This is a genomic window from Rhizobium sp. CB3171, from assembly GCF_029714265.1.
Taxonomy (GTDB): domain Bacteria; phylum Pseudomonadota; class Alphaproteobacteria; order Rhizobiales; family Rhizobiaceae; genus Rhizobium.
Genome location: NZ_CP121653.1, coordinates 1,429,915 through 1,444,518, shown reverse-complemented (window position 1 = coordinate 1,444,518; position 14,604 = coordinate 1,429,915). Strand labels below are relative to the sequence as shown.

The 14,604-nt window shown below is 58.0% G+C and carries 11 protein-coding genes, 1 pseudogene and 1 riboswitch; of the genes and pseudogenes, 3 read left to right on the top strand and 9 right to left on the bottom strand.

Features of this window, described 5'->3' with window-relative positions; all coding sequences use genetic code 11:
* Positions 1 to 40 precede the first annotated feature (40 nt).
* The 6 genes and pseudogenes from QA648_RS26025 to QA648_RS26000 all read right to left on the bottom strand — a co-directional run bounded on the left by QA648_RS26025 (position 41) and on the right by QA648_RS26000 (position 6,082).
* Positions 41 to 1,168, bottom strand: a complete 1,128-nt coding sequence (locus tag QA648_RS26025; protein ID WP_283051523.1) for a transporter substrate-binding domain-containing protein — start codon at positions 1,166 to 1,168, stop codon at positions 41 to 43.
* 23 nt (positions 1,169 to 1,191) lie between these two features.
* Positions 1,192 to 2,454 carry a hypothetical protein gene (locus tag QA648_RS26020; RefSeq protein WP_283051522.1) on the bottom strand — a complete coding sequence of 421 codons (1,263 nt, stop codon included), beginning with the start codon at positions 2,452 to 2,454 and terminating at the stop codon, positions 1,192 to 1,194.
* The gene (locus tag QA648_RS26015) at positions 2,447 to 3,136 is read right to left on the bottom strand and encodes a hypothetical protein (protein ID WP_283051520.1); all 690 of its coding nucleotides are present in this window, start codon (positions 3,134 to 3,136) and stop codon (positions 2,447 to 2,449) included. The genes QA648_RS26020 and QA648_RS26015 overlap by 8 nt, the downstream gene beginning before the upstream one ends.
* 262 nt (positions 3,137 to 3,398) lie before the next feature.
* Complete coding sequence (gene thiD / locus QA648_RS26010) at positions 3,399 to 4,199, bottom strand: bifunctional hydroxymethylpyrimidine kinase/phosphomethylpyrimidine kinase (protein WP_104826496.1); 801 nt, start codon at positions 4,197 to 4,199, stop codon at positions 3,399 to 3,401.
* 86 nt (positions 4,200 to 4,285) lie between these two features.
* Positions 4,286 to 4,369 (bottom strand): annotated as a pseudogene (locus QA648_RS26005) (hydroxyethylthiazole kinase); the annotation flags it as partial.
* A 52-nt stretch (positions 4,370 to 4,421) separates the two neighbouring features.
* Positions 4,422 to 4,518: riboswitch (TPP riboswitch) on the bottom strand.
* Positions 4,519 to 4,603: 85 nt separating this feature from the next.
* Positions 4,604 to 6,082: a DHA2 family efflux MFS transporter permease subunit gene (locus QA648_RS26000; RefSeq protein WP_283051519.1), complete on the bottom strand. Its 1,479-nt coding sequence runs from the start codon at positions 6,080 to 6,082 to the stop codon at positions 4,604 to 4,606.
* 420 nt (positions 6,083 to 6,502) lie between these two features.
* Between QA648_RS26000 and QA648_RS25995 the strand changes: the two genes are divergently transcribed.
* Positions 6,503 to 6,649, top strand: coding sequence for a DUF1127 domain-containing protein (locus QA648_RS25995; protein WP_104826498.1), 147 nt, complete (start codon positions 6,503 to 6,505; stop codon positions 6,647 to 6,649).
* Between the two features lie 649 nt (positions 6,650 to 7,298).
* Positions 7,299 to 8,933: a hypothetical protein gene (locus QA648_RS25990; protein ID WP_283051516.1), complete on the top strand. Its 1,635-nt coding sequence runs from the start codon at positions 7,299 to 7,301 to the stop codon at positions 8,931 to 8,933.
* Between the two features lie 31 nt (positions 8,934 to 8,964).
* On the opposite strand, the gene QA648_RS25985 is transcribed toward QA648_RS25990, so the two are convergent.
* Positions 8,965 to 9,549, bottom strand: coding sequence for a cation transporter (locus QA648_RS25985; RefSeq protein ID WP_283051515.1), 585 nt, complete (start codon positions 9,547 to 9,549; stop codon positions 8,965 to 8,967).
* 220 nt (positions 9,550 to 9,769) lie between these two features.
* Between QA648_RS25985 and QA648_RS25980 the strand changes: the two genes are divergently transcribed.
* Entirely contained in the window at positions 9,770 to 11,842 is a 2,073-nt protein-coding gene (locus QA648_RS25980) for an acyltransferase family protein (RefSeq protein ID WP_283051513.1), read from the top strand.
* A gap of 28 nt (positions 11,843 to 11,870) precedes the next feature.
* On the opposite strand, the gene QA648_RS25975 is transcribed toward QA648_RS25980, so the two are convergent.
* Together QA648_RS25975 and QA648_RS25970 are read right to left on the bottom strand one after the other, a co-directional pair.
* Positions 11,871 to 13,478, bottom strand: coding sequence for a DHA2 family efflux MFS transporter permease subunit (locus QA648_RS25975; RefSeq protein ID WP_283051512.1), 1,608 nt, complete (start codon positions 13,476 to 13,478; stop codon positions 11,871 to 11,873).
* A 1-nt stretch (position 13,479) separates the two neighbouring features.
* Entirely contained in the window at positions 13,480 to 14,532 is a 1,053-nt protein-coding gene (locus QA648_RS25970) for an HlyD family secretion protein (protein ID WP_283054272.1), read from the bottom strand.
* Positions 14,533 to 14,604: the final 72 nt, after the last annotated feature.

Here is a 14,604-nt window from a genome sequence, read left to right as displayed (position 1 = left end):
TCCCACTGGCGATAGGGATCTTGTCGTGGTGACGAGCGTCTTATTCGCGCTCCCCGCGGACACTCCAGTAAAATACGTCGAGCTTGTGGCTGGGAGTTGCGCCTTGGAACGTATCACCGAAAGCCTTGTCGAGGATGGAGGGGTTGAAGACGACCTTTTGTGAAAGAAACTCAAAAAAACTGGCGACCAGCAACTGACGCGCGGTACCGCTGTCGTCATTCTCGGGCCGAGCCTTCCCGAAGACTGCGTAGCGATCGTTAGTATAAGTCCTCGTGCCGTTGTCATATGCGCATCCCGGGATCATCTTGACGTTTTCGGTAATGATTTCGAGATCACCCACGAAATAATGAAAATCGTCATGGCAGAATGCGTTTGCCGCGGCCGTATAGCCGCTGTAGGACTTGACCCTATTTTCAGTACCTTCCCCGCACAAAGGCTTTGAATCCGGATTCAGCGGATCGCCGCGCAAGTAATCGATTAGCGCGTCTTCGAATTTGGGAAGCTCATGCGCAATCAGAAGCGCGTTGATTCCCTCATTCTGGGCTGTCGTCCCACCTACAAGACCGATTAATGGCTTTTTGGGGTAGGAACAGATTTTATCCGGCGGATCCTCCCCCTTGCGTGTAATGTAGCTTATCCCGGTCAAAAAGAGCGGCGCAGAAACCATGAAGCCGTTGCGCCGTTCATTGGTGATCGTTGCCGGATCGCAGAGTATGTCAAACTTCACGCCAAGGTCGAGGAAACGCGAATCGTTTATCGGGGAAATAGTGTTGTTCGTGGTGGCGTCTTTGCCTGCAACGGTGGCCGCACCTGCTGAAGCTTCTTTTTCACGCGCCTCGTCAATGTCGTAGATGCCGATGTCATTGAAGGTCAATTCGCCTGGCTTTGCGTCCAGTATCATCTCGGCGAGGGCGGCATCACATATTCGCACCATGTAGCCCGTATAACCGGCTCGCTCCAACGGACCGCGTGCCGCATCGGATGCCTTCTCGCCGGGCAGGCTCGACCTATAAGAAAATGGCCGGGCATCGCTTCGGACCCCGATGCAAAGCTGCGTCTTCTCGTTGCATGTCGTGACTGGCGGTTGCTGGGGAGGCTCGGCTTCCGCGACCCCTCCCGCAATAAAGGCAAAACACGCAAAAAGCGAACTGAGCAGTGCAGTATTCATTGATCGCCCCCTTAGTTCAGTTTCTATTTCGCGTCGTCGTCTCCAGCCTCCGTAATCTCAAGCATAACGGCAAATGTCAGAAGAAATAGAAATGGAACGAAGCAAAAAATAAACGTGTCTCTCGTTTGTTGAGAGAACAAAGCGGCTTTTGGTGCTGAGGGAAGTGCAGATCCATAGGTCAGGAAAATCGCAAGCCACATATATCCCGCATATACTGCAGAGAAAATAATACTGATTAATACTGTCCAAAAAACACTGAGATGTCTGTGCTTATCCATAATAACGAGGGCCGCGAATGAGAGGATCAACCCGGCCCCAAAATGAAGGGCAAAAAATTCTCCCGATTGTTCGAATAAAAAGATGATTTGCGTTTGTGTCAGATGAAAATTTACGGCCCATGCCAACTTAGCAAAGTTGACCGCAGCCGACGCAAAAACTGCGATAAGCCCCGACAGCAAGGACATGCCAAGCAGCGTTAGGAACGGAAATTGATAGAATTTCCAGTCCGTTCGCCATGATTGTTGCTCGATGCGCACCTCGCGCGCGACGAGCACAAAGAAAACGCTCAAGAGAACCAGAAGTCCCGAATGAAGAGTATCCCAGGCTGTCGTTTCGATGAAAATGGGCCGTTGCGTAAGATTATATCGGCGAATGGCTTCCTTCGTCTTGCAATCGGCGTCAGTTGGGGAACAAACAGGTTGGGCGATGGTATCCTTAGTATTTAATTTATCATTGTTCGCGCCTGCATTGTTGTTTGCTCTCACTTGATTAGCAATTTCGTTCTCTAAGACGCGTGTTTGTTCGCTATACACGCCCGAATCACTTTGCACTTTCCAGTCACGCCACTGGTTGTAAATGAGAAAAGTCGCGATCGCGCCAAGGACCAAGCCAACCATCATGCTGATCGCGAACGAGTTTTGTTCGGCGTTATATTTTTCCTGGATTCGCTTTATGGTTTTTTCCATCGGGCTCAGAGGTCTTGTTTCTTCTTTCCTTTGAGACTTCTGACCGAGTTTCGGAGGGCGCCTGCGGAGCAAGCCGCTTTGGCTGAAGACAGACCGGTTATTGCGCACAAATAAGACGGCGAACACTGCCATCGTATTCGATCGCGCGATCGCCGCTTCGCGCTGGAGATTCGAAAGCGCGTCCCATATTTCATGTATATCGGGCTTTGCGGCTCCGTCTTCGCCGCCGGATTGAAGCTTCTTTTGTAAAGCAGCTATGAGGTCATGCAAGGCGGTGAGCTGCCCATCGAGTTTGTTCGACAGTGCTTCCAGCTCAGACATTTGATATAAGCGGGAAGTACAGCATTCGATTATTCGCGTTTGTAGCGACCGAGAGATAGTCAATCGTGGCCAACGATGACTCAATCTCCGCTATTTTCCTGCTTAAACCGATACTACTCTTGATTGATTCAGTCGCGTCGCGAAAACTTGTGACCAACAATCCCGGTTGATCTCTTAGGAACTCCTCATAGTCCACGCTGCGTAGACTCTCTATGACCCTGTAGACGCCCCGGGGGATGCCGGCCATCCGATGAGCAAGACTTCTCATCGTCGCTTCGATGGGTTTGACAGCGCCAATCGACAGGAATGAAATTAAGAGGGCAGAAACGAAGATGGGTTTGCCGTAGCTCGTCGCAGACAGTACCGACGGGTCACTTGCGGGCAACAGGACGTTGTCGGTTGCACCGATTTCGCTTCTGGCCTTGCTCGCGCTCAATAACAGGTCATACACCTCTGCCGACCCCAAGACCACGGCGTAGACGATAAGGTATAAGGCAGCATAGAAGGTGAAACCGGCGATAATCTCGCCGGTCGTGCAGAGGTTCCTGACCTCGACTTCTTTGAGAATCGGGTGCAGCGAGAATGGATGGTCGCCGGTTTGCGAGTTGAAATTCCGAAATGCCTCGATCAGCAGCGTCACCGCTCCGGCTGCAATGGCGCCCGCGTAGATCAAATCGTTCATCGCCAGGCGTCCGAGGTCTATCTCTCAGGGGCAGTTTTGAGCTGATGAATTGCAGGGACCAGCGGCCATTGCTCGGTTCTCGTCAACGACGACAAAACCAGCAATTCCAAAAGCGAGGACACTCATCATCAATAAGAACTTGATCATGTGTTCACTCTTTTAATGGTGGTGATTTTTAATTATATCGCACTTAAAACTTGCGTCAACTGCGTGGCAAAGGACGTATGTTCGCCTGTTAGTCGACATATGTCGCCGTTCAGCTTTATGGCCAAAGCTCGTAGAAGTGCTGGACCGGCCCATGACCGGTGCCGACGGTGAGCGTTTGGGCCGCCGCAACCGCGCCCGCAAGATAATGCTTGGCGGTGGCAACAGCTTCCGTCAGTGTCGAACCCTTTGCAATCTCCGCCGCCAAGGCGCTGGACAGCGTGCAGCCGGTTCCATGCGTATTCTTGGTTGGCATGCGACCGGCTTCGAACCAGGTCAGCCCCTCCGGGCTTGCGAGAACATCAGGGCTTTCATTGCCGGCAAGATGCCCGCCCTTGACCAGAACGGCCAGCGGGCCGAGCTTTGCTAAGCTTTCTGCCTGCCGCGCCATCGTCTCGCGATTTTCGGCAACGGGTTCGTGCAGAAGCGCCGCCGCTTCCGGCAGATTGGGCGTCAGCAGCGTGGCCAGGGGAAGAAGCTGGTTGGTCAGGACGTCGACGGCATCCGCGGCAAGCAGCGCTGCACCGCCCTTGGCGATCATGACGGGGTCCAGCACGATCGGCACGCCTCGATGGGGAGCGAGCGCATCGGCAACGGCTTCGGCGATTGCCGCATTGGCAATCATGCCGATCTTGACGGCATCGACGCGTATATCGGCAAAGATCGCCTTGATCTGATCGGCGACGAACTGCGGAGGAACGGGGTGAACGCCGGAAACGCCTTGCGTGTTCTGGGCCGTCAACGCGGTCAGCGCCGCCATGCCGTAGATGCCGCGTGCCGAAAATGTCTTCAGGTCGGCTTGAATGCCGGCGCCGCCGGAGGGGTCGGAGCCGGCGATGGAGAGGACGTTTCGGATCATGGGCGTGCCTTTCTGATCCAGCCGGTAGACAACGCACCGGAGATTGCGGCGAATTCGCCGACCTCCGTTTCGGCAAACGCCGTCGCGACCAAGTTGGTGATGCATTGCACCAGTGGAGGGTTTGTCCGCATGGCCGTCAGCAGCGCGCCGGGAGTGGTTTTATCTTGCATATCGCCCCTTTCGGGCGGGGCGAGACGCGAAGGGGACAACGACAAGAGCACGCCGAGACCCCGAGCGACTCCCTCCGCCAGCATTATCTGGTTCAGGTTCAAAGGGTGCTTCTCAGCCCATCACGCGACGGGCGCCCCTGTCTCTCATCACCGTCTTTTTCGCAGAGAAAGACCGCCCTGTCACCAGCAAATCGCAGTATCGAGATGACCGAGCTTCCGCAGCGTTGAATGTCTCTAGTGGTGGTGGCCCGCCTCCGGCCCGTGTTTTGGCTTTCTGATGAACAAGGCCGCCGCGATCGCTCCCAGCGAGATGATCGCCCCACAGAGAAATGCCGCCTTAATGCCGCCGGTCGTTGCCGTAAGGATACTGGCGCCGCTGGCGGAGAGGCTGGTGGACCGGAGCGTCATGATCGCGACAAACAGCGCGGTGCCGGCGGCTCCGGCGACTTGCTGGGTCGCACCGAGCATGGCGCTGCCATGCGAATAGAGGTTTGGCGGTAGCGATCCCAGGCTGACGGTGAATAGCGGCGTGAACATCAGCGCAAGACCGATGCTGAGCACGATATGGGCGATCAGCAGCATCCAAAACGGCGTATCCTGCTGAATGAAAACCAGTCCGCCCATCACCATGCTGAGCATGATGGCTCCCGGAATGATCAACGGCGCAGGACCATGTTTGTCGAACAGGCGCCCGACGGTCGGCGCGCAAAGGCCCATGATCAGCCCGCCGGGCAGCAACAGCAGTCCGGTTTGCAGCGTCGACAATCCCAGCACGTTTTGCAGATAGATGGGCAGCAAGATGAAGACGCCGAACATCGACATCATCAGAATGGCCATCATGGCAGCAGCGATCGTGAAGGTTTTTGTGGTCAAGGTGCGCAGATCGAGCAGCGCTCTATCCTGTTTCTGCAAATGCAACTGACGCAGTACGAAAACCGCGATGACGACAGCGCCGGTCAGGAGCGGAATCCATGGCGACACCACCGGCGCGCGAAGTGCTGCGTCGCCGAGCCCGCTGAGGCCGTAGACGAAACCGCCGAAACCGATGGCTGAGAGGATGATCGAAAAGATATCGATCGGCGCGGTGGTTGGAACCGTCACGTTCTTCATCCGCAAGGCGCCAAGCGTCAATGCGCCCAACGCGATCGGCAAGACCAGGAGGAACAGCCAGCGCCATTCGAGCGCCGAAAGGATGAGGCCGGAAATGGTGGGCCCGATGGCCGGCGCCACGGAAATGACGACCGAGATATTACCCATGGTCCTGCCGCGGGAGTCCGGCGGCACCAAGGTCATCACTGTCGTCATCAGCAGTGGCATCATGATCGCCGTGCCCGAGGCTTGCACGATCCGCCCGAGAACAAGCGCCGCGAAACCCGGCGCCAGCGCCGAGATCAGCGTACCGGCGCTGAAGAGCGACATGGCGAGAATGAATACTGGCCGGGTGTTGAGCCGTTGCAGCAGGTATCCGGTGATCGGGATGACGACGGCCATGGTCAGCATGAAGGCCGTGGTCAACCACTGAGCGGCACTCGCGGTGATATCGAGATCCGCCATCAGATGGGGGAGCGCAACACCCATGATGGTTTCGTTGAGAATGACGACAAAAGCCGACACCAGCAGCAGGGCTATAACGAGTTTGTTGCGGGCACTATGGTCTTCCACGGTGGGAATATCCTGTTCCACATCGGCAAAAGTCTGGCTTTCGGTCGTCATGGTGCTGCCTTGAGTTTGAATTCAGAAGGGCAATCGAATTGCCTGGAACGGTGAACCGCTTGGCGCTTTCCCGATTATGACGAACGGCCGCGTGAGATTACGACACGTGCAGCGAATTATTTTTGCGCCATTGATTGTCTGAGCAACGCGCGCCTGCAATTCTTGCCGGTTGCTCACCGGCAAGAATGCTAATGGGCTGACAAAGGTCAACCCTAAAGATGTTTCGGTTGGCCTGGTCCGGAGAGAGAATTTGAAGTGACAGAATGGGCCGCCTTCAGACCCATGCGCTACTTGCATGGGTGCAGTGAAGCCTTGGCGCTGCAATAACCGAGGGTGCCGTATTATATACCTCTCATCGAAGCAAAGGGGAGCGCCACGGACGGCAGCTCGGCTTCGAATGCCCGAAGAAAGGGGATCATCATGAACGTAGCACGCTCTTTCAACAACTGGCGGAAGTATCGTCAAACGGTCGCCGAACTGGGCCGTATGTCCACGCGCGAACTGGATGACCTCGGTATCGGCCGCGGCGACATCCGCAACATCGCTCGTGGCGCGGTTGCTCGCTAACGGCTCATAAACGCCATAACTTCGACTTTTCGTCAGCGCCTGCTTCCTCCCGAGCGGGCGCTTTTGTTTTGCGCACGCTGTCGGCGGTTTCCCGCATTTTCAATGTAAGTCGATGCTAATGGAGCATCCCGCTTTTCGCATAACGCATGCCTGCCCTGCAAAGAAATGCCTATGAACTGAGCAAATCTGCGATATGATCTTGGTTATCGAAGCGATGCACCTCCTCCCGCATCCCTTCGTGATGTAGGCGCCCTTATCCTCCTCCCAAGGTCGTCTGCGGGAACAGTAGCACTCCTCCTCCCAGCTACTGTTCGGTTCTTTTCGAAAGCCTGCCGCACCTCCTCCCGCGGCAGGCTTTTTCGTTTGGAGCTTCGGCAACAGCAGGGAGAGTTGATCGATTCTCGATGTTGTCATGAGGCTCAATGAGCTTTTCGCCGTAGAGGGGCCGCGCCTGCGCTTGCCGGATGACCCATTCGTGCGGAAAATATCGAGCAATCGTTGGTGCCGCCATCTGCGTCCCATCGGCAAGTCAGCTTCGCTCCATCTTATTTGTCCTAATGTTCCGTGCCCGAAATCATCCTGCGGGCCTCGTGCAGATCGCGGCGCTTGACGCGTTTCGATCTCAGGACTGTGAGAGGAATGTTTCCGCATGCTGAAGACCTTTGACGACTACGCCCCCGGCCTTGCCCCGAACGGCAAAATGGCTGAGACCGCAGGCGCGCCGTTAAAGCCGTCCGGCAAGGACAAGGATGCGCTTCTCACCTGCCTGATTTCCGGTGGGGACGAGAGATTGGAGTGCGACGCTGCAACCGGTCTCAACATGTATGGTTACGGGCCATCGCCCCGGCCGCAGGATCTGGCCTTCGGCTCCTCGACGGCATCGACCATTTCCGCACCGGCTTTCGCGGCGGTCGGCGCTTATTATGCTGATCTTTTGCGGGAGATGGAAACGCGGGCTGCGACCGACATCTACGCGCGGGATATCGCGCGGATGCGGACGAAACTGCTGCATCTGCTTGGCCTCGATCAAGGCTCAGGGCCTTCGCGGGTGGATGCCGTCATGGCGACGTCAGGCACCGATATCCATCTTTTCGCTGCGGAGCTGCTGGCGCGCCAGGACGATCGGACCTTGATGACCATCACGCTGATGGGCAACGAGACCGGGAGCGGGGTGATGACTGCCGCAGCCGGGCGTCACTTCATGAGCCGCGTCAGCAGCAATAGGCCCGTCGCCAAGGGTGAGGAACTAAGCCCGGGACATGCCACGCGAAATACGACGGTCGCGGTGCGCAATCCGGATGGCACGTTGCGGAGCGAAGAAGAGATAGAATTGGAATTGAGGGGGTTGATCGAGCTTGCCCGCGCGGCAGAACTCAGATGCCTTTTGGTCGTCACGGATGTTTCCAAGACCAGCCTGCTGGCGCCAGGCCTCGAAACGGTCTTTCGCCTGAAAGCGCGCTTCGGCGCTATGCTCGATATCATGATCGATGCCTGCCAGTTTCGCGTCTCCGGGGCAACGATCCGTGCCTATCTGGCCCATGATTTCCTTGTGGCCGTCACCGGCTCCAAATTCCTGGCCGGTCCGATTTTCAGCGGGGCGCTGCTGTGTCCGCCTCGGATGTCGGATCGCTTGAAACAGCGGCCTTTGTCTCCGGCTTTTGCCGATTATTGCGCGAAAGCGGATTGGCCGGAAGGCTGGGTGGCCCGGGACGCGTTGCCAGATCACGCCAATTTCGGCCTCTTGCTGCGATGGAAGGCGGCGCTGTTGGAACTGGAGCGCTTCGTTGGCATGCCTGAGCAAAAGGTGATTTCGGTGCTGAACACTTTTGCAGAGGCGGTCGGAGAGCGGCTGAAGCACGATAGCGCCTTCGAACTGCTCGATAGCCGGCCGATAGACCGGAAGAGCCTGTGGGGCGACTCGCACGCCCCGCGCTGGGATGAAATACCTTCGATCTTCTCATTCTATCTGCGCAATCCCCATCAGGACGGCATCCTGACGGCGACGGAGATGGCCGCGGTGTACAAGAACCTTGCCGTCGAGCAGAACGGCCTTACACCGGTGCGTCTCGGTCAGCCCGTTCGCTGCGCCGATTTCGGTGACATGCCCGCCAGTGCCTTGAGGATATGCCTGAGTGCGCCGTTGATCGTGCGGGCTTGTGAGAGTGCCGATGCGCTTGATGAGCTCATCTCACAGGCAATGACGGTCCTAGATCGAACGGCTGACATGGCCGCGCAATTGGCATCCCAGCCGAGCATGGCCCGCACGTCAGGCGTCCAAGCCTAGCATCCCACCGAAGCGGCGACAGCAGGGCATCTCAGGCGGCGGCACTATGTTCGCCCCTGGCCGCCGTCCATACCTCACGCGCCGCATCGGCGTTCATGGCGGCGATGGCGATGCCGACGATCAGGTCCGGCCAGGCGGAATTCCAGAGAAATGCGGTCACGAGACCTGCCGCAATGATGGCGACATTGGCGAGCGTGTCGTTGCGAGCCGATAAAAACGCTGCCCGGGTTAGGCTGCCGCCATGCGCGCGAAAACGGGCTAGCATCATGGCGCAGGAAAGATTGATGGCGAGCGCGCCGAGGCCCGCCAGCGATAGGGGCAGCGGTTCCGGCGCAACCGGCATCATGAATTTCTTCCAGGCGGTCCAGATGGTCGCCAGCCCGGGAACGAGCAGGATCGCTGCAAGAGCCATGCCAACGCGGGCGCGATTGCGGGCGCTCCAGCCTAGTGCCATCAGGATCAGGAGATTAACCGACGTGTCTTCGAGGAAATCGACGCTGTCGGCAAAGAGCGATACCGAACCGATGGACAGCGCGACCACAAACTCGACACAGAAATAGCCGAGGTTAAGAAGCGCCACACGTTTGACCACGTTGCGGAGTGTAATGTTGGTCATATCAGCTCTTCACACTCCTCGCCGACCCCAGCTTATCGAGAGCTATTAGGTCTTCCTTACAACCCGCTGAAATCCACCAAACCTCAGCTAAGCGACCGAACAAGACGAATATGGGCTGAACCTAAGTCGCTGCGGTGAGTTTTCAGTTTAACGTCAGCTCGCCGCGATAACAGCTTGGCCACGCCAGACGCAGAACCCTCGTGGCCTTCGGAGAATAAGATTGAATCTCATAGTACTGCGTGATTCTCCTGTTCCGGAGTTCGTGCGCCAGCCTATTCCAGGCCATTTAAAATATCGCGCCGATATCGACGGGCTTCGCGCGCTGGCGATCCTGCCAGTCGTGCTGTATCACGCGGGCATTCCGGGGTTCAGCGGCGGTTTCGTCGGCGTCGATGTTTTCTTCGTCATCTCCGGGTTCCTGATGGCTTCGCTGATCTCGGGTGAGGTTGCTCGCGACGATTTCAGCATCGTGCGTTTCTACGAGAGGCGAATACGGCGAATTTTTCCGGCGCTCTTTGCCGTCCTTGCAGCCTCGTCCATAGCGGCATGGTTGCTTCTGATGCCGGTCGAGCTGGAATATTTCGCCCGCAGTGTAAAGGCCGCCGCATTGTTCACCTCGAACATTCAGTTCGAGAAGGAGAGCGGTTATTTCGACATCGGCGCGCAGTTGAAACCGCTGCTGCACACCTGGTCGCTGGCAGTCGAAGAGCAGTTCTACATCCTGTTTCCGCTGCTGCTGTTGGCGGTCAACCGATTTGCGCGGCGCTATACGGTGCCCATTCTGCTTGGCCTGTTGATCGCCTCGTTCGCGGCGAGTGCCTGGACGGTCTTCCGCACGCCTGCGGCGGCATTCTACCTGTTGCAGTTCCGCGCCTGGGAATTGCTGATCGGCGCTTTGCTGGCTTTCCATGTGATACCGAGACCGGCCCGGCCTGTGGTGCGGGAGAGCCTTGCGGCCCTCGGCGTAATCCTGATCGCCATCGCCGTCTTCGGTTTCACCGATCATACTCTATTTCCCGGCCCTGCCGCTTTGCTGCCCTGCCTCGGTGCGGCCCTGGTGATCTATGCTGGAGCGGAACATGGATTGGCCGGACGAGCGCTGCGGGCGAGGCCGCTAGTGTTCGTCGGCCTGGTTTCCTATTCCCTCTATCTCTGGCATTGGCCGATCATCGTCTTCACACGCGAAATCTTTGGCCGCGAGCTTTCCCCGGTCCAGAGTGGCTTGATCGTCGTCGTCTCGCTCGCTCTCGCCTCATTTTCGTGGCGGTTCATCGAGCAGCCTTTTCGCGGTCGTGGCAGTCGTTTGGGTCGAAGGCCCTTATTCGCGGCCGCAGCAGTGGTCATGGTCGCGGTGGTCGGATTCGGTAGCTACGTCATTCGCGACAATGGTGCGCCGAGCCGCCTCCCGGCCGATGTACAGAAGGTCTACGCCGCAACATATGACATCAGCCGTTACGGCGCACCGCCATGTTTTGCCGACTCCGATACGACCGGCCCGTCTCTATCAGACATACGCGCGGGAAAACTTTGTCCGCTCGGCGCTGACGGATCGGCCTCTCCTTCCTTCCTTGTTTGGGGAGATTCGCATTCCGGAGCTATGTCTCCGGCGATTGACGAGGCGGCGAAACAGGCTGGCGTTTCCGGTCTGTTTGCGGGACATGCGTCATGTCCGCCATTGCCGGATGCGCAGCTTCCGGCTCGCGGTGATGTGAAGCGGTGCGGCGAGTTCAATGCAGCCGTCCGTGATCTCGTTAGATCGAAGCATATTCCGCTGGTATTCCTGATCGCCTACTGGCCGAAATATGTGCATGATGCCGAGTTGCCGCATGAGGGCGTCTACTTCGACCCATCGGTGCCGCCGCCATTAGAGGACAAGTCCGCACCAGTCACGGCATCCCTCGACAGGCTGGTGGCGGAGCTGACGCAGCAGGGAACCAAGGTTGTGTTGGTCATGGACGTGCCGGAAATGGGCCGGTACATGCCGGAAGCCGTCGCCAAGGCTGTGATGACCAAGACATCGACGGAGGTTGCCCCGCCGTGGAGTTACGTTGCGAAACGGCAGGCATTGTCGCGCGCTATTCTGGCTGGTCTAGCGGCCAAATACGGCGCGGCTATAGTCGACCCGCTGCCTGCGATCTGCCACGATGGGCATTGCGACGCGACACAAGACGGCATGCCGCTCTATAAGGATGCCGACCACATCACAGCCACTACCTCGAAAAGGCTCAGCTACCTGTTCTCTCCCATATTCTCGGCCCCGAAGCGAACATCCGCTGCCTTCGGTAATTCATAACCGGTTCAACGCAAGATGCCTTGAGCCTTCAGTGCATTCCACCGCCGCCTTTTCCAAGGTCGATATTGCTGAGGATCAGGGCAAGTGGGATTGCCGAGAGGGCGATGAGAGTCAGCACGTAAAAAACGTCGATATAGGCGAGATAGCTCGATTGCATCTGAACCTGTTGTCCGATCCATGCTGTCGCCTGCGATTGCGCGTCGGCCATGGTCGCGCCTTTCTGCGCAAAGTAGCGCGTCATGGTCTGGAGGGTCTCCTGGTAGGCTGGGGCGGATGGGACTATGTGTTCGACGAGCCGGCTTTGGTGCCATTGCTCGCGATGTGCCAGAACGTTCAAGGCAATGCAGACACCGATCGAGCCGCCGATATTGCGCGCCGCGTTGATCATGGCGGAGGCCTGATTGGTCTGGTCCGGCCGCAGGCCGTAATAAGAGGCTGAGGTGATCGCGATGAAGATCAACGGCAGGCCCAATCCGATATAAAGCCGCGACCAGACGAAGAACGCAAAATTGAGGTTGGGATTGAGCCGCGTCAGCCACCACATCGACCCTGCAATGATCAATGCACCGGTGGCGATCATGTATTTCGGCTGGACCACCGTGGTCAGGCGACCCGCGACGAACATCATGACCATGGTGACGAGACCGCCCGGCGATAGCGCGAGGCCGGCCCAGGTGGCGGTGTATCCATAATCCTGCTGCAGGACCTGCGGAAGGAATTGCGTCGTCGCGATCAGGATCGCGCCGGTTGCCATCATGACGATGAAGCAGGATCCGAACTGCCGGGTTCCAAGCAGCCGTCCATCAATGATCGGGTTCGATTTCGTCAGCACCCAGGGGATCGCCAGTGCAAAGGCCAACACACAAAGCGCCGTCATAGCGATGATGAAATTTGAATCGAACCAAAGTTCCGTCTGACCGCGATCGAGAACGAGTTCGAGCGAACCGAGAAATGTTGCCACAAGCAGGAAGCCGACAAGATCGAAGCGGATGCCTTGCCTGCGGAGCTCCTGCCGTTTTCGGCGCATTTCCTGCGATCGCTCCACCAGAAAATAGACGAGGATGAAGGCAAAGACGCCCACCGGGCCGTTGATCAGGAAACACCAGTGCCATGAATAATTATCCGAGAGATAGCCGCCGAGCGTGGGGCCGATCACTGGCGCCACCACGACCGCAACGCCGAACATCGCAAATGCCTGGCCGCGTTTTGCCGGCGGAAATGAATCGGCGAGGATCGCCTGCGACGTCGGCACCATGCCGCCGCCGGCAAATCCCTGGATGACGCGGAAGATGAGAAGCGATTGGAGATTCCACGCCAGTCCGCAGAGAACGGAGGCGATCGTGAAGATCGCGAGGCAAGAGAGATAGAAGCGACGTCTGCCATATCGTTCGGCGATGAAGCTGCTGGCGACCAAAATGGTTGCGTTGGAAACGAGATAGGTCGTAACCACCCAGGAAGCCTCGTCCGCGCTGACTGCAAGGCCGCCCGAAATATAGCGCAGCGCCACATTGGCGATCGTCGTGTCCAGGACTTCCATGAAGGTCGCAAGCGAGACCACGACCGCGATCAGCCATGGATTGGTGGCGCCCGCGGCGGGGGTGGTCGCTCCGCCAGCGGTTGTGTTTGCGCCGCTCATGTCAGCGCCTCGGCCGGACGGTGACCGTGGGGACCACGGACATGCCAGGGCCGATCGAGAGATCCGCCGGCCAATTGTCGACGACAATCTTCACCGGCACGCGCTGTGTGACCTTCACATAGTTGCCGGTCGCGTTCTCGGCGGGAAGCAGGGAGAACGCCGTGCCGGAGCCGGGCTGAACCGATGCGACCTTGCCGTGCAGCTTGTGATCCGGATAGGCATCGATCGTCACATCCACCGGCTGCCCCGGCCGCATGTCGGTCAACTGCGTCTCCTTGAAATTCGCGGTGATCCAGATTTCGTCGGGAACGAACATCGAGATGGCCTGTCCGGCTTCGATGTATTGCCCTTTGGCACCAGTGAGGCGGACGACACAGCCGCGTTGGGCCGCGACGATCGTCGTATATTTGAGGTTCTGCTGCGCCTCTTCGGCCTGAGCCCGCGCCTGGCTCAAACTCGCGGCAGAACTCGCCCTCTGGGCTTCGGCAACCGCCTTGTTCTTCTGCGCCGAGGTTACGTTTGCCTCGGCCTGTGCAAGGCTCGCCTGGCTCTGCTGCAGGTTGGAGGTCGCCTGCTGCACCGCCTGCACGCTGCCGGAACCGCTTTTGACCAGTTGCTGCTGGCGTGCGGCCTCCTGCTGTGCATATTGCAGCGCGGCCGCTGTCGAGTTCTGCTGGGCCTTTGCGACATCGATCGCGGCGCCTGCAGCGTCGATCTGGGCACCGGCGCTTTGGAGCGCGGCGGCCGCAACATTCACCTGTCCGTTGGCTTGGTCGAGGGTGATCTGGTAATCGCGCGGATCGATCTTCAGGATGACATCGCCAGCCTGAACATGCTGATTGTCGGTCACGGGAACATCGGTGACATAGCCGGAAACCTTCATGGCAAGCGAGAAGCTGCGAGCGTCGATGAAGGCGTCGTCGGTCGATTCATAAGGCTGGAAATAGATCTGCCAGGCGAACCACGTGGCGGCGGCAAGGGCAGCGACAACAATCAGGCCAAGCAGGATCCAAAGGGGATGCCTGCGGACGAATGACGGACGCTTTTTCTCCACCCGGTCAGTCTGGTGATCGTTGCCGGGATGGACACGTTCAATCCGAGGTTCGGTCTGGTTGTCTTTCTGAGC

Coding starts and splice junctions, on each gene's coding strand:
- QA648_RS26000 (WP_283051519.1), bottom strand. CDS start 6,082: ATGACGACCGAAAGCCAGACTTTTGCCGATGTGGAACAGGATATTCCC.
- QA648_RS25985 (WP_283051515.1), bottom strand. CDS start 9,549: ATGACCAACATTACACTCCGCAACGTGGTCAAACGTGTGGCGCTTCTT.
- QA648_RS25975 (WP_283051512.1), bottom strand. CDS start 13,478: ATGAGCGGCGCAAACACAACCGCTGGCGGAGCGACCACCCCCGCCGCG.
- QA648_RS25990 (WP_283051516.1), top strand. CDS start 7,299: ATGCTGAAGACCTTTGACGACTACGCCCCCGGCCTTGCCCCGAACGGC.
- QA648_RS26025 (WP_283051523.1), bottom strand. CDS start 1,168: ATGAATACTGCACTGCTCAGTTCGCTTTTTGCGTGTTTTGCCTTTATT.
- thiD (WP_104826496.1), bottom strand. CDS start 4,199: ATGATCCGAAACGTCCTCTCCATCGCCGGCTCCGACCCCTCCGGCGGC.
- QA648_RS26020 (WP_283051522.1), bottom strand. CDS start 2,454: ATGTCTGAGCTGGAAGCACTGTCGAACAAACTCGATGGGCAGCTCACC.
- QA648_RS25995 (WP_104826498.1), top strand. CDS start 6,503: ATGAACGTAGCACGCTCTTTCAACAACTGGCGGAAGTATCGTCAAACG.
- QA648_RS26015 (WP_283051520.1), bottom strand. CDS start 3,136: ATGAACGATTTGATCTACGCGGGCGCCATTGCAGCCGGAGCGGTGACG.